The 18,459-nt window shown below is 75.2% G+C and carries 15 protein-coding genes and 1 other RNA gene; 10 read left to right on the top strand and 6 right to left on the bottom strand.

What is annotated here, in order from left to right; translation table 11 throughout:
* Window positions 1-292: 292 nt before the first annotated feature.
* Together F593_RS0113570 and smpB are read left to right on the top strand one after the other, a co-directional pair.
* Window positions 293-556, top strand: coding sequence for a GlsB/YeaQ/YmgE family stress response membrane protein (locus tag F593_RS0113570; protein WP_022929294.1), 264 nt, complete (start codon window positions 293-295; stop codon window positions 554-556).
* An 86-nt stretch (window positions 557-642) separates the two neighbouring features.
* Window positions 643-1,122 (top strand): SsrA-binding protein SmpB, encoded by a 480-nt coding sequence (smpB, locus tag F593_RS0113565; protein ID WP_022929293.1) that lies wholly within the window; start codon window positions 643-645, stop codon window positions 1,120-1,122.
* Window positions 1,123-1,196: 74 nt separating this feature from the next.
* Here the strand turns inward: smpB and F593_RS0113560 are convergent, their stop codons facing one another.
* Window positions 1,197-3,020, bottom strand: coding sequence for a M3 family oligoendopeptidase (locus tag F593_RS0113560; RefSeq protein ID WP_022929292.1), 1,824 nt, complete (start codon window positions 3,018-3,020; stop codon window positions 1,197-1,199).
* Window positions 3,021-3,059: 39 nt separating this feature from the next.
* Here F593_RS0113560 and F593_RS25225 point away from each other — a divergent pair, with 39 nt between their 5' ends.
* Entirely contained in the window at window positions 3,060-3,680 is a 621-nt protein-coding gene (locus F593_RS25225; protein ID WP_022929291.1) for a GNAT family N-acetyltransferase, read from the top strand.
* Window positions 3,681-3,694: 14 nt separating this feature from the next.
* Window positions 3,695-4,885, top strand: coding sequence for an AI-2E family transporter (locus F593_RS25220; protein WP_028721675.1), 1,191 nt, complete (start codon window positions 3,695-3,697; stop codon window positions 4,883-4,885).
* An 11-nt stretch (window positions 4,886-4,896) separates the two neighbouring features.
* Here F593_RS25220 and F593_RS25215 read toward each other — a convergent pair whose 3' ends face one another.
* Together F593_RS25215 and F593_RS25210 are read right to left on the bottom strand one after the other, a co-directional pair.
* Window positions 4,897-5,589 carry a TetR/AcrR family transcriptional regulator gene (locus F593_RS25215; protein WP_022929290.1) on the bottom strand — a complete coding sequence of 231 codons (693 nt, stop codon included), beginning with the start codon at window positions 5,587-5,589 and terminating at the stop codon, window positions 4,897-4,899.
* A 31-nt stretch (window positions 5,590-5,620) separates the two neighbouring features.
* Entirely contained in the window at window positions 5,621-7,066 is a 1,446-nt protein-coding gene (locus F593_RS25210) for an MFS transporter (protein ID WP_022929289.1), read from the bottom strand.
* 203 nt (window positions 7,067-7,269) lie between these two features.
* Between F593_RS25210 and ssrA the strand changes: the two genes are divergently transcribed.
* From ssrA to F593_RS0113525, 4 genes are all read left to right on the top strand, one after another.
* Window positions 7,270-7,637: a transfer-messenger RNA gene (gene ssrA, locus F593_RS29360) on the top strand.
* A gap of 225 nt (window positions 7,638-7,862) precedes the next feature.
* Window positions 7,863-8,705, top strand: coding sequence for a hypothetical protein (locus F593_RS0113535; RefSeq protein WP_022929288.1), 843 nt, complete (start codon window positions 7,863-7,865; stop codon window positions 8,703-8,705).
* 144 nt (window positions 8,706-8,849) lie between these two features.
* Complete coding sequence (locus tag F593_RS0113530) at window positions 8,850-9,767, top strand: NADP-dependent oxidoreductase (protein WP_022929287.1); 918 nt, start codon at window positions 8,850-8,852, stop codon at window positions 9,765-9,767.
* Window positions 9,768-9,825: 58 nt separating this feature from the next.
* Complete coding sequence (locus F593_RS0113525; protein WP_022929286.1) at window positions 9,826-10,731, top strand: alpha/beta hydrolase; 906 nt, start codon at window positions 9,826-9,828, stop codon at window positions 10,729-10,731.
* Between the two features lie 99 nt (window positions 10,732-10,830).
* Here F593_RS0113525 and F593_RS25205 read toward each other — a convergent pair whose 3' ends face one another.
* The 3 genes from F593_RS25205 to F593_RS25195 all read right to left on the bottom strand — a co-directional run bounded on the left by F593_RS25205 (window position 10,831) and on the right by F593_RS25195 (window position 15,279).
* A complete protein-coding gene (locus tag F593_RS25205) occupies window positions 10,831-11,886 on the bottom strand; it encodes a sigma-70 family RNA polymerase sigma factor (protein WP_051160533.1) in 1,056 nt (351 codons plus the stop codon).
* 183 nt (window positions 11,887-12,069) lie between these two features.
* A complete protein-coding gene (locus F593_RS25200) occupies window positions 12,070-13,566 on the bottom strand; it encodes an acetyl-CoA acetyltransferase (protein ID WP_051160532.1) in 1,497 nt (498 codons plus the stop codon).
* Window positions 13,567-13,701: 135 nt separating this feature from the next.
* The gene (locus F593_RS25195) at window positions 13,702-15,279 is read right to left on the bottom strand and encodes a sigma-54-dependent transcriptional regulator family protein (RefSeq protein ID WP_022929285.1); all 1,578 of its coding nucleotides are present in this window, start codon (window positions 15,277-15,279) and stop codon (window positions 13,702-13,704) included.
* Between the two features lie 214 nt (window positions 15,280-15,493).
* Here F593_RS25195 and F593_RS0113505 point away from each other — a divergent pair, with 214 nt between their 5' ends.
* Together F593_RS0113505 and F593_RS25190 are read left to right on the top strand one after the other, a co-directional pair.
* A complete protein-coding gene (locus F593_RS0113505) occupies window positions 15,494-16,990 on the top strand; it encodes an aldehyde dehydrogenase family protein (RefSeq protein WP_022929284.1) in 1,497 nt (498 codons plus the stop codon).
* A gap of 133 nt (window positions 16,991-17,123) precedes the next feature.
* Window positions 17,124-18,317, top strand: coding sequence for a helix-turn-helix domain-containing protein (locus F593_RS25190; protein WP_022929283.1), 1,194 nt, complete (start codon window positions 17,124-17,126; stop codon window positions 18,315-18,317).
* Window positions 18,318-18,459 lie beyond the last annotated feature (142 nt).

Raw genomic sequence — 18,459 nt, 5'->3', positions numbered from 1 at the left:
TCCTGCCGGTGCGCCGCATCGGCGAGGACTTCTGGGAGCTCAGCGACCTCGGCACGATGCTCGTCGGCACCCGCTCCGGCGCGACGCTCAAGATCGGCGACCCGCTCACGGTGGCCGTCGAGAAGGTGGAGCCCCAGAGAGGCCGCGTGTCGCTCGTGAGCGTCGTTCGCTGACGTCGCGGTTGGCCCGGCGCGGAACGGGCACGAGGGGGGCAGGCCGGGACGTCGCCTCCCCCGAGGCCCCCGGCCCGCCGCTCCGGTCCCGGAGCGGCACCCCTGAGACAGGAGCAGACATGATCGGCGCCATCATCCTCGGCCTCGTGGCCGGCTTCATCGGCAAGGCCCTCGTACCGGGCAAGGACCCGGGCGGCTTCCTGATGACGATCGTCATCGGCCTCGTCGGCGCGCTCGTCGGCTGGGCGATCTTCACCCAGCTGCTCGGCATCGGCGACAACGACATCTTCGACCTCGGCGGCCTGTTGGGCGCGATCGTCGGAGTGATCATCGTGCTGCTCGCCCTGCGCGCCTTCTCCGGCCGCAGCGCCGCACACCGCTGAGCCGGACGCCGGTCCGCCGCGCACGCGCGCGGCGGACGGGCAGCGGCCGACGGCCGCGACCGGCGCGGCGGTACGCTCGATCGTTCATGGCGAAGGGCAAGAAGAAGCCGTCCGGCGGCGACATCGCGACCAACCGGCAGGCGCGGTTCCGCTACGAGCTGCTCGACCGCCTCGAGTGCGGCATCGTCCTCAGCGGCACCGAGGTCAAATCACTGCGCACGCACGGCGCGCAGATGGGCGACGCGTACGTCGACGTCCGCCGCGACGAGCTGTGGCTGCAGCACCTGCGGATCGAGCCCTACGCGCCGGCCGCGATGAACAACCACACGCCGGACCGGCCGCGCAAGCTCCTGGCCCACCGGCGCGAGATCGACCGCCTGCTGGGCCAGTCCAGCATGAACGGCCTCACGCTCGTGCCGACCCGCATCTACGCGTCGGAGCGCCGGATCAAGGTCGAGATCGCCCTGGCCCGCGGCAAGAACGTCGTGGACAAGCGCCAGGACATGAAGACGCGCGACATGAACCGCGAGATGCAGCGCGCCGTCCGCGAGGCGCAGCGCCGCTAGCGGCCGTCGCCCCGCGGGGCGACGACCTCGTGGCCGGAGCCGCGCGCCGCAGGGCGCGCGACCCTGGCCGGGGATCAGTCCGCGGAGACGGCGCCGGCCTCGACGGCCGCGGCCTCGGCCTGCTCGAGCTGCTCCCGCACGAGCGCCAGGCCGCTGCGCCAGAAGCCCGGGTCGGCCAGGTCGAGCCCCGCGATGGCGACGAGGTCCTCCGGGGACTTCGAGCCGCCCGTCGACAGCAGCTCGAGGTACTTCGGCGCGAAGCTCGGGCCCTGCTCGCGGTACTTGCCGTAGACGGAGAGCGCCATGAGCTGGCCGTACGCGTAGGCGTAGACGTAGCCCGGGGTCCCGATGAAGTGGGGGACGTAGGACCACCAGCCGCGGTAGCCGTCCGTGATCTCGACGGCGTCGCCGAGCATCGCCTCCTGGCTCTGGTACCAGAGCTCGCCGAAGCGCTCCACGGACAGCTCGCCCTCCTCGCGCCGCGCGGTGTGGACCGCGTGCTCGAAGCGGTTCATGGCGGTCTGGCGGAAGATCGTGGCGATGGAGCCCTCGATCTGCTCCGCGAGCAGGCCCAGGCGCTCCTGCGGGTGCGTCGTCTCCTGCAGCAGGCGGTCGAAGACGAGGGTCTCGCCGAAGACCGAGGCGGTCTCGGCCAACGTCAGCGGAGTCGTCTGCTCGAACGGGCCGCGCTCGCGGGCCATGTACGCGTGGATGCCGTGGCCGAGCTCGTGGGCGAGCGTCAGCACGTCGCGCCGGCGGCTCGTCCAGTTGAGCAGGATGTACGGGTGGTGGCTCGGCACGGTGTAGGCGCAGAACGCGCCGCCGCGCTTGCCGGGGCGCACCGGGGCGTCGATCCAGCCCTCGTCGACGAACTTGCGGGCCACGGCCGCCATCTGGGGGTCGAACGACTCGAAGGACGTGTAGACGAGCTCCGTCGCCTCCTCCCAGGAGAACTCGCGCTCGTCCGCGGCCGAGACCGACGCCATGCGGTCGTAGTCCGCGAGGCGGTCGATGCCGAGGATCTTCGCCTTCAGGCGGTACCAGCGCTGCGGGACGTCGTAGGACTCCTGCACCGCGTCGACGAGCGCCTGCACCGAGGCGTCCGAGGCCTCGTTGGAGAGGTTGCGCGAGGCGATCCAGCTCGGGAAGCTGCGCAGGCGGTCCTCGACGGCCTTGTCCTGCAGCAGCGTGTTGAAGATGAACGCGCGGGTGCGCAGGCCCGGCTGCAGCGCGCGGGTCACGGCCTCGGCGACCGTGCGGCGCGTCTCGCGGTCCGGGCTCGTGAGCTGAGAGAGCGCCACGTCGAGCGGGACGGCGGCCGTCTCGCCCTCCGCGCCGTCGGACGGCAGCTCGACCTCGATGACGGAGGTCAGCTCGTCGAACAGGCGGTCCCAGGCGCCGCGGCTGGAGGACGCCTTCTCCGCGAGGATCCGCTCCTCCGGCTCGCTGAGGAGGTGCGGCTTCTCGCGGCGGATCGTGCGCAGGTGGTGCTGGGCGAGCTCGAGGCCGGGGGAGGCCAGGAGCTCCTCCGCGTGGGCGTCGTCGAGGGCCGTCCACTCCAGCTCGAAGAAGAGGAGCTTGGTGCCGATGGCCGTGCCGCGCTCCTCGACCAGGGCGAGCAGGGCGCCGTGCTCGGGCTTCGCGGTGTCCTCGGCGAACTTCAGCGACGCGTAGGAGCCGGCCCGGCCGATCAGGTCGGTCAGCTCGACGAGCTCGCCGATCGCGGCGGCCAGCGTCGCACCGTTGAGCTCGGCGACCTTGCCCTGGTAGGCCGCGGCGAACGCGTCGGCCTGGGTCGCGGCCTCGTCGAGGAGGCGACCCACGCCGTCGGCGCCCTCCCCGTGGACCAGCGTCTCCAGGTCCCAGGCGACGTCGGTGTGCTCCACGCTCGTGCTCATGCCCCAAAGCCTACGGGCCCGCTACGGTCGCCGGTGCCCATGGACGATCCGCACCCGACGACCGGCCGACGCGAGGCCCCACTGCAGGTGCGCACGGAGCGGCTGCTCCTGCGGGGCTGGCGGCCCCAGGACCAGGAGCCGTTCGCGGCGATGAACGAGGACCCCGAGGTCATGCGCTACATCGGCTCCGGCGTGCTGCCGCGCGGGGCCAGCGACGGGATGCGCGCCCGGCTGCGCCGGGAGTGGGTGCGCGCCGGCCACGGACTGTGGGCGCTCGAGCCGCTGCGGGGTGGGGACCTGCTCGGGTTCTGCGGCCTGACGCAGCCGGCCTGGGGCGGCACGGCGGTGCAGGCGGAGCTCGAGGTGGGGTGGCGGCTGCGGCGCGAGGCCTGGGGCCACGGCTACGCGACGGAGGCCGCGCGCGCCGCGCTCGACGTGGCGTGGGGCCCGCTCGGCCTGGAGCGGGTGATCTCCCTGATCCACCCCGACAACGCGCGCTCGCTCGCCGTGGCGGAGCGGCTGGGGATGCGGGTCGTCGGCACGACGGTCCACCCACCGACGCGCTGGCGGATCCTCGTGCTGCGGGCGGAGCGGCCGGACCACGACGCGGTGCCGCCCCGCACGGACCCGGACGGGGACACGCCGCCGCAACGTCCCTGACCGGACGAACCGGCATGATCCTCGCCGTGGCGACGAACGGACCAGGACCAGCCCAACGCGTCTCGCTCGAGGGGCTCAGCCTCGTCGCCCTGCGCGTGGGGATCATCGGGCTCGTCGGCTACGGGCTGCTGCTCGTCTGGGGCAAGCTCTCCTTCATCCTGCTCCCGTTCTTCGTGGCGGTGCTGCTCGCGGCGCTGCTGACGCCGGTGGCGGTGCTGTTCCACGACCGGCTGCGGCTGCCGCGGGTGCTCTCGGCGATCCTGACGGTGATCCTCACGATCGCCGCCGTCGCGGGCATCCTCACGCTCGTCACGCCGGACATCGTCAAGCAGGCCGAGGACATCGTCTCCCAGGTCGAGGCCGGCGTGGAGCAGCTCCCCGACCTGCTGCACGACCTGGGCGTGAAGGACTCCGACGTCCAGAGCTTCACGAAGGAGGCGACCGCCAAGCTGCAGGACTCGCTGGGCTCCATCGGCGGTCAGCTCTCCACCGGCGTCATCACCGCCGCCCAGGGCGTCGCGAACGTCGCCGCCAGCATCTTCCTCGCCCTCGTGATGCTCATCTACCTGCTGGTGGACGGCACGGGCTTCTGGCGCGGGTTCCTGCGCTTCTCGCCCGCCGACCGCCGCGTCGCCTGGCACGAGGGCGGCACCCGCGCGTGGACGGCGCTGACGCACTACATCCGCTCGCAGGTCCTGGTGGCGCTGATCGACGGCATCGGCATCGGCCTGGGCCTCTGGATCCTGGGCATCCCGCTCGCCCTGCCGATCGGCGTCCTGACCTTCGTTCTCGCGTTCATCCCGTACGTCGGCGCGATCATCGCCGGCCTCGTGGCGATGCTCGTCGCGCTTTCCACGGACGGCCTCGGCGGCCTGCTCGGGGCGCTGGCCGTGACGATCATCGTCCAGCAGATCGAGGGCAACATCCTCTACCCGCTGCTCATCGGTCGTTCCGTGAAGCTGCACCCGATGACCGTGCTCCTCGGCGTGGGCGCGGGCTCGGCGCTCCTGGGCGTGACGGGCGCGTTCCTCTCCACACCCGTGATCGCGGCCGTCTCGGCGGGGGCGGGCTGGCTCGAGGACGACGAGGAGCTCGACGGGCCCGAGCCGGAGGAGATCGCCCCACCGGAGGACGACCCCCTCGGCAACCCCTCCGACGCGGTCGACACGTCGCCGGACACCGGGGAGTTCCCGAAGCAGGCCTGAGCGGGCGACGCTCAGCGGCGCAGGCGGGCGTCGCGCATCGCGACGCGGGCCTCGTCGGCGCCGGCGAACCCGGCCGGGAGCGCCGAGCCGCCGGGCCGCAGGGCGTCGCGCGCCAGGAGCATCAGGCGGCGCCACAGGTCCTCGCGTCCGCCGCGGTTGACCGGCGGGAGCACGCGGGCGACGCCGATGACGAGCGCGGTGAGGTCGTCGGCGGTCACGTCGTCGCGGGCCGCGCCGGCCGCCTGCGCCCGGAGCAGGGTGGCGGCGAGGATCGCGCGGATCCGCCCCTGCGCGTCGCGGACCTCGGGGTCGTCGGCGACGGCGCCGGCGGACTGCCCCAGCACCCAGTCGCGGGAGAGGTGCTCGGCCGCCGCTGCGAAGACGGCGCCGAGGGCGGCGTCCGGATCCTCGACGTCGACGGCCGCGGCCAGCAGTGCCTCGTAGCGCCGCAGGTGGGCGACGGAGACCGCGACGGCGAGGTGCTCCTTCGTGGGGAAGTTGCGGTAGACGGTGCCCTTGCCGACGCCGGCGCGCCGGGCGATCTCCGGGACCGGGGCGTCCAGGCCGTGCTCCGCGAAGGTCTCCATCGCCGCGGCGATCACCCGGGCGCGGTTGCGCTCGGCGTCGCTGCGGCGGACCCGGCGACCGTCGTCCCCGCCGGCCGGTGCGTCAGGCGTGGGGGACGGGGACGTGCTCGGGGCCATGCTGGGCCGATCGTACGGGCGGGCGGCGCGGTCAGTCGCCCGAGGCGGCGGTGGCGGGCGCCGCGCCGGAGCGGGCGGTGCTGCGGGCCACGAGCCGCGGGATGAACGCGGAGAGCACGCCGGCGATCAGGGTCATGGCGGCCAGGAGCGCGAACGCGCGGGAGAACCCGGCGTCCGTCGGCAGCTGCGAGCCGGCGACCGCGCTCGCCGTGAGGACCGTCACTACGAGCTGCGAGCCGACGGACGACCCGACGGAGCGCATGACGGTGTTGAAGCCGGTCGCCTCGCCGGTGCGCTCGGCCGAGACGGCGGCGACGATGAGGTTCGGCATCGCGGCGAAGGCGAGACCGATGCCGATCGAGCCGACGGCGTAGCCCACCACGATGACGGCGATGGAGTTGTGGAACGCGGCGAGGGCGAAGAGTCCGACGGCGGCGATGATGCCGCCGATCGAGAGCGGGACGTGGCTGCCGTAGCGGTCGCTCATCCGGCCCGAGAGCGGGGCCGCGAGCATCGCGACGAGCCCGCCGGGGACCATCACGAGGCCGGAGGCCGTGGCGCCGAGTCCGAAGCCGTAACCCGTGGCCTCCGGCGACTGCAACAGCTGCGGGAGCACGACGAACGAGCCGAACATCCCGAAGCCGACGAGCACCGTGGCGACGTTCGTGAACAGGACGGCCGGCCGGCGCAGCGTCGGGACGTGCGCGATCGGCTCGGCGGTGCGGGCCTGCAGGGCGACCCAGCCGGCGAGGATGACGAGCCCGGCGAGGATCATGCCGACGACCCGGGCGCTGCCCCAACCCCAGTCGTTGGCCTGCGAGATCGCCAGGAGCGGGATGACGATGCCGACGGCGAAGACGAGCGCGCCGCGCAGGTCCACGCGACCGGGGATCTTGACGGGCGACTCGGGCACCCCGACGTACGCGCCGATCGTGCCGAGCACGCCGAGGACGGCGCCGACCCAGAAGATCCAGTGGTACGTGGCGTGGTCGAGCAGCAGGCCGCCGATCACGAGGCCGAGGGTGCCACCGACGGAGAGGACGGCCGAGATCGTGGCGATGCCGACGGCGATCTTCTCCCGCGGGAGCTCGTCGCGGGCGATCGCGAAGCAGAGCGGGAAGATGCCGCCGCCGACGCCCTGCAGGACGCGGCCGGCGATGACGACGCCCAGGCTCGAGCCCAGCGCGGAGACCACGGAGCCGGCGGTGAACGCCACGAGCGCGACGATCAGCATGCGGCGCTTGCCGAACATGTCGCCGAGCCGGCCGACGACCGGGGTCGCGACCGCGGCGGCGAGGAGGTACGCCGTGATCGTCCACGTGGCGCCGCTCGCGTCCGTGCCGAGCTCCTCCTGGAGGGTCGAGAGGGCCGGCACCACCATCGTCTGCGCGAGGGCGAAGGCCAGGGCGCAGACGCCGAGGATCGTGAGGGTCCGGCCGGCGGGTGCGGCGGGGGCGTGGGCGGGTTGCGGGGTCATGACGTCGGGCCGGGGAAGGAACGAAGCGGACCGATGGGTCCGGTACGGCCGGCCGCCGACGGTACGCCGACGCAAGTGGACCGTCAAGTCCGCTTACGCCGCCTGTGCCGCGTCTCACGTCCTGGGGGAGGCGGCAGGGCCTGTCGCCCACCCGCGCGCCGCGCTAGACTCGGTGTCCGTCCGGTTCGCCGGTACGGACTCCCGGGGGCGACAGGCTTCGACGCGGTCGGTTCGCGGGGGTGGTTGCGAGTCGAGGTGCCGGAGGCCTCGTAAAACCCCGGCACAACACACACATGCGGACTCTCACGAGTACGCCCTCGCTGCCTAGCACACACTAGGTAGGTGAGGTATCGGGCCCTGCTCGCCGACGGCGGGGGTCCCCGGTATCACTTCAGTCGGATCACCCGGTGCGGACGCCCTCGTCGCGTCGGGGACACTTCAGGAGGGCTGGCGCTTCGGACGTGGGTCGACGGGACCGACGGAGCGTGAGACCCAGATACGCCGACTACGCTCGTAGACGTCGCCCTTGGCGCGGTCGCGGACGCGGGTTCAACTCCCGCCGTCTCCACCTCCCAGGCGAAGCCCCGGTACCGCTCGCGGTCCGGGGCTTCGTCGTTCTCGGACCGCTCGCACTCTGGCGCTTCGTCGTTCCCGGGGCCATCGTCGCCGGTGGGGTCGAACGCCCGTCCGTCCGATCGTAGGGTCGAACGTCCAGCCCCTCCAGGGATCGGTGTAGGACGCCGATAGCTTGGGGAAGTGCGTTGCGTGTCCCGCCCCGGGGGACCGTTCCTCTTCCATGCCCTTCTCCACGTACACGGCGCACGACCGCCTGGACCCCTACGCCTCGCCCGGGCAGCGCCGCGTCCGGGAGCTGGCCGCGCGGGCCCCGACGCCCGCCGCGCTGCGCGAGGCCCTGCAGGACCACCGCGCCGTGCTCGGCGTCGACCGGCTCCTCGCACGCCCCGACGCGCTGACGGTCTGCGAGCGCGCGTACATCGGCTGGCAACACCGGCGCGGGACGCCCGACCAGCACGAGGGGCCGCTGCAGGACCGGTACGCCGCCTACGTCGTCGAGCGCGTGGGCCGCGACATCGAGGGCTCGCTCGCGGCGCTGCTGGCACCGGCGGGCACCGGCGCGCTGACGGGCGTGCGTACCCTCCACGCCCTCTTCCACCAGGGATTCGACCCGACCCGGTCCGCGCCGTCCGACCCGCCGCGCGGGGCGCTCTACCCCGACGAGGGGATCGTCGTGTGCGAGGGCGGTCACCACCGCGTCGCCGCGCACGTCATCGCGGGCGTGCTGCTCACGCCGCAGCTCGGCGGCTCCTGGACGGTGTGGCGCACCCAGGCCGACCACGAGCTGCTCGACGTGCTGCGCATGATCACCGAGCTCAACGGCCACCAGATGCCACCGCTGCCCGACCGGGGCAGCGACACGCAGGAGCTGCGACGCCGCGTCTGCACCCTGCGCCCCGCGCTCGAGGAGCTCACCCGCCGCGGGCTGCGGCTGCCGACGAGCCACTCGGCGTGGCCGCCGCGGGAGCGCGCCGACGTCGCGGTGACGCGGCTCGAGGAGCAGGTGCGCCTCGTCCTCGACGGCGACCGCCGTGCGGTCGCCCGCCGGCCCCGGCTGGCCTGAGTCGGGCGGCGCCCCCGAACGGGCCCACCCGGCACCCGGATCGCCCACGGCCAGACCGCTCGTCCGCCCGCCGATCCGCCCACCGGGGGGATGGCGCCGGGGGCGAGCACGGGAGGCTCGGAGGCCCCGTGTAGGGTCGCCGCCATGGCTCAGGCAGTACGCATCTCCCAGTACGGCGACCCCGACGTCCTCGAGGTCGTCGACGTCCCCGACCCGCAGCCCGGGCCCGGGCGGGTCCGGCTGCGCGTGCGCGCCGCGGGCGTCAACCCGGCCGACACGAAGCTGCGTCGCGGCCTGTGGTCCGGCGGCAAGCCGCTGGCGGAGCCGCGCGGGCTCGGCTTCGACGTGGCCGGCGTCGTGGACGCGCTCGGCGAGGGCGTCGACGGGCTGGCGATCGGCGACGAGGTCTTCGGCGCATCGGCCGGTCCCGCGTACGGCGAGCTGGCGCTGGCCGACCCGGCCAAGGTCTTCCGCAAGCCCGCCGGGGTGCCGTGGGAGGTCGCGGGCGGCCTGGGCGTCGCCGGGCGCGCCGCCTACCGCGTGCTCGCACTGCTCGACGTCCGCGCGGGGGAGACCCTGCTCGTCCACGCCGCGGCGGGCAGCGTCGGCATCCTCGCCTCGCAGCTCGCCGTCGCCCGCGGCGCGCGGGTCATCGGAACCGCGGGCCCCGGCAACCAGGAGTTCGTGCGGGGCCTCGGCGTCACGCCTGTCGTCTACGGCGAGGGACTGCGCGAGCGGGTCCTGGCCGTCGCGCCCGACGGGGTCGACGCGGTGCTCGACGGCTCGGGGCGCGGCGAGCTGGGCGACTCCGTCGCCCTCGCCGGTGGCCCGGAGCGCGTGATCACGATCGCCGCGAACGACGCCGCCGAGCACGGCGTCACGTTCTCCGCGAGCGACGGCGACGTCGACACGTCGCCCGCGCTGCCCGAGATCGCGCGGCTGATCGCCGACGGCCGCCTGCACTTCCCCGTGTGGCGGACCTACGGGCTCGCCGACGTGCGCGAGGCGCACCGCGCCAGCGAGGCCGGCCATCTCACGGGCAAGATCGTCCTGCTGCCCTAGGCGGTCGCGGTCCCGCCCGCGCCCCGGGGAACGCGTGGCGGGGGATAGCCTCGTGCGCATGTCCGAGCGCTCCGAGGTCACGTTCCCGTCGGGCGGCGAGGTCTGCGCCGCCTACCTCTACCGCCCCGGCCCCGAGGCTCCGCCGGCCGGAGGCGACGGACGGCGCGGCTGCGTGATCCTCGCCCACGGGTTCACGGGGACCCGCGACGACCGCCTGCCGGCCTTCGCCGAGCGGTTCGCCGCGGCCGGGTTCGTGGCGCTCGTCTTCGACTACCGGCACTTCGGGGCGAGCAGCGGCGAGCCGCGGCAGCTGCTCGACGTCGGCCGCCAGCACGACGACTACCGCGCGGCGATGCGGTTCGCCCGCAACCTCGACGAGGTCGACCCCGAGCGGATCGCGCTGTGGGGCTCGTCCTTCAGCGGCGGGCACGTGCTCGCGCTCGGCGCGTCCGAGGCGGGAGTGGCCGCGATCGTCGCCCAGGCGCCGTTCACGGACGGCGTCGCGGCCACGAAGCTCGTACCGCCGCGCACCTCGGCGCGCCTGACCGCCGCGGCCCTGCGCGACGCCGTGGGCTCCCTGCTGGGGCGCCCCGTCCACACCGTCCCCGCCGTCGGCCGGCCGGGCGAGCTCGCCGTGATGACCGCCCCCGAGGCGTGGGACGGCATGGCCGCGATGACGGCGGGCGAGTCGCGGTGGGAGAACGCCGTCGCCGCCCGGCTGCTGCTCACGATGCCGCTCTACCGGCCCGGAGCGAGCGCCGACCGCGTGCGCGCGCCGCTGCTGGTCTGCGTGTGCGACGAGGACCAGACGACGCCGCCCGGCCCCGCGGCACGGGTGGCCGCCCGTGCCCCGCGCGGCGAGGCGGTGCACTACCCCATCGGCCACTTCGCGATCTACGAGGGGGCGGCGTTCGACCGCGCCGTCGGCGACCAGGTCGCGTTCCTCCGCCGCCACCTGGGCTGAGGGGGCGGGGTCCGCGCCGCCCGGCCGGGCGGGGGACACGGAGCGGCGCGGGCGCGCGGCCCGGCGGTGGCGCGCGACGGGGCGGCGCGCGCCACCCCGTCAGTGCGCGGCGGTCGGCCCCGGCAGCGGGACGAGCGGGCGGGTCGTGCCGCCCTCGAGCCGCATCGGCAGTCCGATGCGGCGGAAGAGCTCGGGGTCCAGGAAGTTGTGGATGCCGACGATGCGACCGTCGGCGATCTCGAGCACCGCGAGCGAGAAGGGGACGTGCACGTCGTCCTCGTCCAGGCTCTTGCGGTAGGCCCCGAACGCGGGGCAGCCGTTGACCGTCGTCGGGACGAGCCGCGAGCCGTGGCAGCCCGCACCGGTGCCGCGCAACCAGCCCGCGACCTCCTTCGGGCCCCGCAGCCACAGCTTGTAGGGCGGCATGCAGAAGGTCGCGTCCTCGTGCAGCAGGGCGACGAGCGCGTCCACGTCGTAGCGCTCGAAGGCGTCGACGTAGCGCTCGAGCAGCTCCGTGTGGGCGTCGTCCATCTCCGGCGGGGCGACGCCGTCGAGGTCCAGCCCGTCGAGCGTGGCGCGGGCGCGCTGCAGCGCGCTGTTGACGGACGCGACGCTCGTCTCGAGCAGCTCGGCGACCTCGGCCGCCCGCCAGTGCAGCACGGTGCGCAGGATGAGGACGACGCGCTGCCGCGGCGGCAGGTGCTGGAGCGCCGCGACGAACGCCAGGCGGATCGTCTCGCGCGCGACCGCGGCGTCGGCCGGGTCGTTCCCGGCGGGCAGGACCCGGGAGTCCGGCGCGGGCTGGAGCCACGCCTGGTCCGGCAGCCCGGTGTCGAGCGTCGAGTCGGCCGTCATCGGATCGGCGAGGTCCATCGGCCGCGCGCGCCGCTTCGCGCCCTGGAGCGCGTCGAGGCAGACGTTCGTGGCGATCCGGTAGAGCCAGGAGCGCAGCGCCGGGCGGGAGTGCAGGCCCTCGGCGCCGCGCCAGGCGCGGACCATCGTCTCCTGCACTGCGTCCTCCGCCTCGAACCACGAGCCGAGCATGCGGTAGCAGTAGCCCGTCAGCGCCCGGCGGTGCGTCTCGAGCTGGTCCTCGAGCGCGGCGGGCGGGGCCGCGACGTCGGCGGCGGGTGAGGGTACGGAGTACGTGGACACCGAGGGCGATCCTACGTCGCCGGGGCCCCGTTGACCAGGGCAGTTCGTCGCGGTCGCGTACGGCGTGCTCGCGAGGCCTCAGCGGCCGCCGCGCCGGAGGGCCTTCACGCGGCTCCGGAGTCCGGAGCCGTGGCGCCCTCGGTGCCCGGGGCCGCGCCGCCCCCGGCGGGAGTTCCGGCCCGCCTAGAGCGTGAAGCCCCCGCGGCCGTCGAGCTCGACGGAGCCCCCGATGGGGTCGCCCGTCAGCAGCCGCGCCAGGGTCGCCGCGTCGTCGCTCTTCCCGAACGCCCGGCGTCCGTCGTCGTCGAGGGCCACGACCGAGCCGAGGGTCGGCCGTCCCTCGCGGTCGTACGCCGCCGTGAACGTCTCGACGGTCCACGTGCCGCTGGGGTCGGCGGCGATCTCGCGCTTCGGCGTCGCGTCGACGGTGGCCTGGACGTCGTGGTGGGCGTAGGGCGTCGCCGGCGGCGTGGCGGAGAGCAGGGCCAGGCCGTGCTTCGTCAGGTACCAGCCGACGGCCGTGGCGAGCGCCAGGTCCTCCGGGCGCTCGCGGGCCCGGTCGACGAGGGTCGCGATCGAGTGCGTCACGTAGTTGTTGGCGGGGCCGCCGAAGAGCGCCAGGCCGCCCGTCACGGTGAGCGGCCGGCCCGGCTCGTCGACCCGCAGCCCCAGCTCGTTCGCGCCCACCTGCACGGCGCAGGGGAAGCAGGAGTAGAGGTCGACGAGGGCCAGGTCGTCGGGGCCGACGCCCGCGTGACCGAAGAGCGCGCGGCCGCCCGCCGCGATGGCCGGGGAGCGGTCGAGGTGCTCGCGCTCGCCGACGAACCAGTGGTCCGACGCCGCGGCCGTGCCGTGGACGAAGACCCAGCGGTCGCGGGGGATCCCGGCGGCCTCGGCGGCGCCGGCGCTCGTGATCAGCAGCATCGCGGCCTGGTCGACGGCGATGTTGGCGTTCATCGCCCGCGTGTAGGGGTCGCTGATCAGCCGGTTCCTGCCGCTCGGCGTCGCGATCTCCTCCGGGGTCATCGCCTCGCGGGTCCAGCCCTGCGGGTGCTCGGCCGCGACGGCGCTGTAGGCGGACCACCACTCGCCGATCCACGCGCGCTGCTCCTCGCTCGTGCGGCCGGCCGCGTGGCGGAGGCGGTGCTCGAACAGCGGGTAGTACGAGATCGGGAACGCGAGGCCCGCGGCGAGCTCGGCGTCGTGGGACGGCGGGCGGTCCGTGCCGAGCACGCGGGTGGGCGCGGTGCCCTCCGGCTGCGTCGGCCAGCCCGTCGGCTCGCCCCCCATCATCGCCGTGCGGAACGCGGTGCCGACCTCGCCGCCGCCGATCAGCGCGACGTCGAGCTGCCCGGCCGCGATGCGCGTCGCGGCGTCGGCCAGCAGAGCGATCGGACTGTTGCCGCCGATGACCGTGCGCACGGTCTCCTCCGGGGCGACCCCGAGCTCGTCGGCCAGCAGGCGCCCCGGGTCGGGCACGGGCCAGGAGAAGACGTCCACGATCCCCACGCTCCCGACCCGCCCGAGCAGCGCGTCGCCGCCCGGGCCGGCGTCGGCCGCAGCCGCCCGCGCGGCCAGCGTCATCAGCGCGAGAGGGGCCGGGGCCGGGCCGGCCGAGGGCCGGTGCGTGACCTGGCCCGTGCCGACGAGGACGGGGGTGCGGGGATCGATCGCGCTCACGCGCGACATCATGCCGGGCGGGAGCGAGACGTGCCACGTCCTACTTTGGCCGCCCGGCGCGGGCCGGGGGCACGCGGGTCCCGCCGTACCGGTCGCCGGCGAGCGCCCGCACGTCGGCACGCGTGCCGTAGGTGGCTAGAGCCCTCCCGCGGAGACCGCGCCGGGGCGCGACGCGAGCCCGAGCCGCCGACGCAGCGCCGCGATCCGGCCCGCGGCCGCACCGCGACGTGGATCGCCGTGGGGGAGGGCGCCGACGAGGGCCTCGGCCGCGCGCAGGTCCTCCGCGCCGTGGGGGGTGGCGCACCACGAGGCCAGGGCCTCCGCGTCGCCCGCCTCGAGGACCGCGCCGCGAAGCTCGGCGTGGAGCCCGTCGGCGAGGTCGCGCACGCCGGGGGCGACGCTGTCGGACAGCAGCGGACCACGGTAGGCGCCGACCGCCCCGGGCAGGTCTCCGGCGGCGAGGCGACGGCGGACCTCACCCAGGTCGCTGCCCACCCCGTCGGCGAGCCGGTACGGGCGGGCGAGCACGACGCCCGGCAGGCGGGAGCGCAGGCGCGAGCAGGCAGCGCGGGCCGTCCCGGCGTTCGCGTCGTCGCCGTGCAGGAGGACGGCGAGGCGCTCCGCGGTCAGGCCCGTGGGGGCGTGGACGAGCAGGGCGAGGATCTCCGCGTGGCCCCGGCTGAGCGGCTGCGCGCCGTCGCGGCGGCGGGCGAGGGGGCTCGCCGTGCCGAGCAGCTCGAGCGTCACGGCGGGCCGTCGGCGGGCCACGGGGGCGTCCGCGTAGACGAGGAACCCGTCGGCCCCGGCCGGCTCGGCGTGCCCCATCCGCCCGTCCGGCAGCCGCACGGGACCGCCCGCCGGGTCCGGCACCGGCAGGCGCCAGCGCCGCTCGGTCGGCCCGTCGCCTGCCGGCGCGAGCTCGGGTGCGGTCCCGTCCGTGGGCACGATCCGTCCGACGGGGCTGAGGGCGAGCGCGGGCCGCGCGGCGCCGGCCGGGCGCTGCCGGACCAGCGCCCGCAGGCGCGCGTCGCGACGGCGGGCGTGGGCGAGCAGGATCCGCTCGGCGGCGCGGGTCGCGCCGACGAGGTAGGGGAGGGTCCGCGCGTCGACCGTGCGCAGGTCGGCGGTCGCGTCGAGCACGCCGAGCACCTCGCCGGTCTCGGGACTGCGGATGGGCGAGGCGGAGCACGTCCAGCCGTGGACGGCAGGACGGAAGTGCTCCGCGCTGAAGATCTGGACGGCGTGCTGCTCGGCCAGCGCGGTGCCGACGGCGTTCGTGCCCGCGGCGCGCTCGCTCCAGTCCGTGCCGGGAGCGAACGCCATCTCGCCACCGGCGCGCTCCACCGCGCCGGGCGCCCCGTCGACCCACAGCAGGAGGCCGTCGGCGTCCGAGAGCGCGAAGACGTGCGGGGCGCTCGCGGAGAGGTCCGTCAGCAGGCGCGCGAGCGTCGGGCGGACCGCGGCGAGCGGGTGACGGGCCCGCCGGTCCTCCAGGTCGTCCCCGCCGACGACCACGGCGGGGCGGTCGACGGCCGGGTCGACGCCGGCGGCGGCCGAGCGCTGCCACGAGCGGTCGACGACCGAGCGCACCGCGTCGCCGACGCGGCGGCCGCTGCGGGCGGTCTCGTTCAACCGGGCGAGGAGCAGCGCGTGGCGCACGGGGTCCCCGACCGCCTCGATGGCCGTCCACGGATCGGTCGTGCGCGTGCTCATCCTCTCTCGGCTCCTCCGGCCGATCCTACGCGCGTGCGCACGTCGCGCGGGACGGATTCCCGACGTTGCGTCGAGGTAGCAGCGGCGGCCCGAAGTTGGCGTGTTGCCACTCGTGTTCTGCAACCCGGCCGCAACGGGGGCGGGCGTACGGTCGCCCTACAAGACCCCGGTGGTGCGACCGCGCCACCGCCCCGAGCACACGGAGAGACGCACCATGGCCACTCCCACCGCCACCAGCCCCCAGCACGCCGGCGCCTTCCTGCAGGGCACGAAGCGCCTGCTCATCGACGGCGAGCTCGTCGACGCCGCCTCCGGCGCCACGTTCGAGACCATCGACCCGGGCACCGGCGAGGTCCTGGCGACGGTCGCTGAGGGTGGCGCGGAGGACATCGACCGCGCCGTCAAGGCCGCCCGCCGGGCGTTCGAGGGCGAGTGGTCCACGCTGAACCCCTCCGAGCGCGGGCGCATCATCCACCGCATCGGCGACCTCATCGCCGAGAACGCCGAGGAGCTCGCCGAGCTCGACTCGCTCGACAACGGCAAGCCGAAGGCCGTCGCGCAGGCCGCCGACGTCGCCCTCGCCGCCGACCTCTTCTGGTACATGGCCGGCTGGGCCACGAAGATCAAGGGGGGCACGGTCACGCCGTCGGTCCCGTACCTCCCGGGCGCGGAGTTCCACGCCTACACGCTGCGCGAGCCGATCGGCGTCGTCGGCCAGATCATCCCGTGGAACTTCCCGCTGCTCATGGCCGCGTGGAAGCTCGGTCCCGCGCTGACGACGGGCAACACCGTCGTCCTCAAGCCGGCGGAGCAGACGCCGCTCTCGGCCCTGCGCCTCGGCGAGCTCATGCTCGAGGCCGGGCTGCCGAAGGGCGTCGTCAACGTCGTCCCCGGCTTCGGCGAGACGGCCGGTGCCGCGCTGGCCGAGCACCCCGACGTCAACAAGATCGCCTTCACGGGCTCCACCGAGGTCGGCAAGCTCATCGCCCGCGCCGCCACGGGCAACCTCAAGCGCGTGTCGCTCGAGCTCGGCGGCAAGTCGCCGAACATCATCTTCGACGACGCCGATGTCGACGCCGCGATCGCCGGGGCCGCGCAGGGCATCTTCTTCAACCAGGGCGAGGTCTGCTCCGCCGGCTCGCGTCTCTACGTGGCCGAGGAGCACTTCGACCAGGTCGTCGAGGGCGTGTCCGCCGCCGCGAAGGGCATCAAGGTCGGTTACGGCATGGACGCCGACACGGAGATGGGCCCGCTCGTCTCGCAGGAGCAGTTCGACCGGGTCACGGGCTACCTCAAGAAGGGCCAGGAGGAGGGCTCGAGCGCCGTGGCCGGCGGCAACAACATCGACCGCCCGGGCTACTACGTCGAGCCGACCGTGATCACCGGCGCCGACGCGAACCACGCGATCGTCCGCGAGGAGGTCTTCGGGCCGGTCATCGCCGCGCTGCCGTTCTCCGACGTCGAGGACCTCGCGCGCCAGGCCAACGACTCCCACTACGGCCTCGCGGCCGGCGTGTGGACGCGCGACATCTCGAAGGCCCACAAGCTCGCCAAGCGCATCCAGGCGGGCACGGTCCACATCAACACGTACCACGTGTTCTCCGCCGAGCTCCCCTTCGGCGGCTACAAGCAGAGCGGCTGGGGCCGCGAGATGGGCGAGGAGGTGCTGAACAACTACCTCGAGACGAAGTCGGTGATCGTCGGGCTCTAGGAGCCCACGGGGCGCCCGCACGTCTGTGGGCGTCCCTCTCTCCTACGCATGATCCGATGAGTCTCGGCCGCGGTGGGGCGCCTGTCCCCGCCGCGGCCCTCCTCGTTCATCACGACGCGCGTAGGATGGCCCCATGGGGCTCGACGCCGCGCAGCGGACGGACGACGATGCGCGCGAGCGTCTGGCGCAGCTCTCTCCCGCCCTCGCCGGTGCGCTGCGTCCGACGCTCCCCGCGGTGACGGACGAGATCCTGGACGCCATCCGCGACGAGGTCCCGGAGTACCGCCGCCCGCTGACGGGGGCGTTCGGCGAGGCCGTCCGCCGCGGCGTCGCGTTCGCCCTTGGCGAGTTCGTCGACCTGCTGGAGGACCCGACCCGGCCGGGGACGACTACGCCGATGATCGAGGAGCTCGGGCGCGGCGAGGTCCGCGCCGGCCGCACCCTCGACGCCTTGCAGGGCGCCTACCGCACCGGCGCACGCGTGGCCTGGCGGCGGTTCGCCGACGCGGCGACCGAGGCGGGGGAGGACCCCGCGGTGCTGATCCGCCTGGGCGACGCGATCTTCGCCTACATCCACCGCCTGGCGGGCCTGTCGGTGACGGGCTGGGCGGAGGAGCAGTCCCTGCGCGCCGGTGCGACCCAGCGCGCCCGCGACACCCTGGTGCGGCTCGTCGCCGCGGGCCGGCCCGTCGAGGATCTCGACGCCGCCGCGGCCGAGCTCGGCTGGGCGCCGCCCGCACGGGTCGCCGTGGTGGTGCTCACCGACGTCGACGGGCCCGGCGATCTGTTGCGGCTGGACCCGCGGATCGTCGCCGCCGTGCGGGAGGGCGCCGCGGTCGGCGTGGTCCCGGCGGAGGGGCCGCTGGACCGCGCGGTCCCGGCGCTGGCCGGGCGCCCGGCGGTGATCGGCCCGGTCGTGGCGTGGCCCGAGGTCGCTCGCTCCCACCGCCGCGCGCGGGCCGTCGCGGCCCTCATCGCCGCCGGCCGCGTCGCCCCCGGTGACGGGCCGCTGCGGGCCGACGACGCGCTGCCCGACGCCGTCGTCCACGGCGACCCGGAGGCCGCCGACGACCTCGCCGCCCGGGCGCTCGGGCCGCTCGACGCCCTGCCGGAGGGCCGTCGGGAGCGGCACCTCGAGACGCTCCGCGCGTGGCTCGACCACCGCGGACACGGGCCCCGGATGGCCGCCGCGCTGCACCTGCACCCCCAGACCGTCCGCTACCGCATGGCCCGCCTGCGGGAGGCGCTCGACGTCGACCCGGAGGACCCCGAGGCGCGGTTCGCCCTGGAGCTCGCACTGCGCCGGCGGGGAGAACGCCACGGCTGAGGGCCCCTCCGCCGCCGGCCCGCGCGCTCTCTGTGACGGCCGTCCCGGCTTCGCACGATGGGTTTCAGAGGTCGCCCCGGCGCGGCCCCGGGGGTAGCTTCGACGGTCGCGCCCGATTGCCGTCACCGGCGCGGAACACCTC

The organism is Patulibacter americanus DSM 16676 (assembly GCF_000420025.1).
GTDB classification, from domain to species: domain Bacteria; phylum Actinomycetota; class Thermoleophilia; order Solirubrobacterales; family Solirubrobacteraceae; genus Patulibacter; species Patulibacter americanus.
This window is presented reverse-complemented; position numbering and strand designations above follow the sequence as displayed.

Excerpts from the sequence above, each read along its gene's own strand:
- F593_RS0113570 (WP_022929294.1), top strand. The coding sequence starts at position 293 with ATGATCGGCGCCATCATCCTCGGCCTCGTGGCCGGCTTCATCGGCAAG.
- smpB (WP_022929293.1), top strand. The coding sequence starts at position 643 with ATGGCGAAGGGCAAGAAGAAGCCGTCCGGCGGCGACATCGCGACCAAC.
- F593_RS0113560 (WP_022929292.1), bottom strand. The coding sequence starts at position 3,020 with ATGAGCACGAGCGTGGAGCACACCGACGTCGCCTGGGACCTGGAGACG.
- F593_RS25225 (WP_022929291.1), top strand. The coding sequence starts at position 3,060 with ATGGACGATCCGCACCCGACGACCGGCCGACGCGAGGCCCCACTGCAG.
- F593_RS25220 (WP_028721675.1), top strand. The coding sequence starts at position 3,695 with ATGATCCTCGCCGTGGCGACGAACGGACCAGGACCAGCCCAACGCGTC.
- F593_RS25215 (WP_022929290.1), bottom strand. The coding sequence starts at position 5,589 with ATGGCCCCGAGCACGTCCCCGTCCCCCACGCCTGACGCACCGGCCGGC.
- F593_RS25210 (WP_022929289.1), bottom strand. The coding sequence starts at position 7,066 with ATGACCCCGCAACCCGCCCACGCCCCCGCCGCACCCGCCGGCCGGACC.
- F593_RS0113535 (WP_022929288.1), top strand. The coding sequence starts at position 7,863 with ATGCCCTTCTCCACGTACACGGCGCACGACCGCCTGGACCCCTACGCC.
- F593_RS0113530 (WP_022929287.1), top strand. The coding sequence starts at position 8,850 with ATGGCTCAGGCAGTACGCATCTCCCAGTACGGCGACCCCGACGTCCTC.
- F593_RS0113525 (WP_022929286.1), top strand. The coding sequence starts at position 9,826 with ATGTCCGAGCGCTCCGAGGTCACGTTCCCGTCGGGCGGCGAGGTCTGC.
- F593_RS25195 (WP_022929285.1), bottom strand. The coding sequence starts at position 15,279 with ATGAGCACGCGCACGACCGATCCGTGGACGGCCATCGAGGCGGTCGGG.
- F593_RS0113505 (WP_022929284.1), top strand. The coding sequence starts at position 15,494 with ATGGCCACTCCCACCGCCACCAGCCCCCAGCACGCCGGCGCCTTCCTG.
- F593_RS25190 (WP_022929283.1), top strand. The coding sequence starts at position 17,124 with ATGGGGCTCGACGCCGCGCAGCGGACGGACGACGATGCGCGCGAGCGT.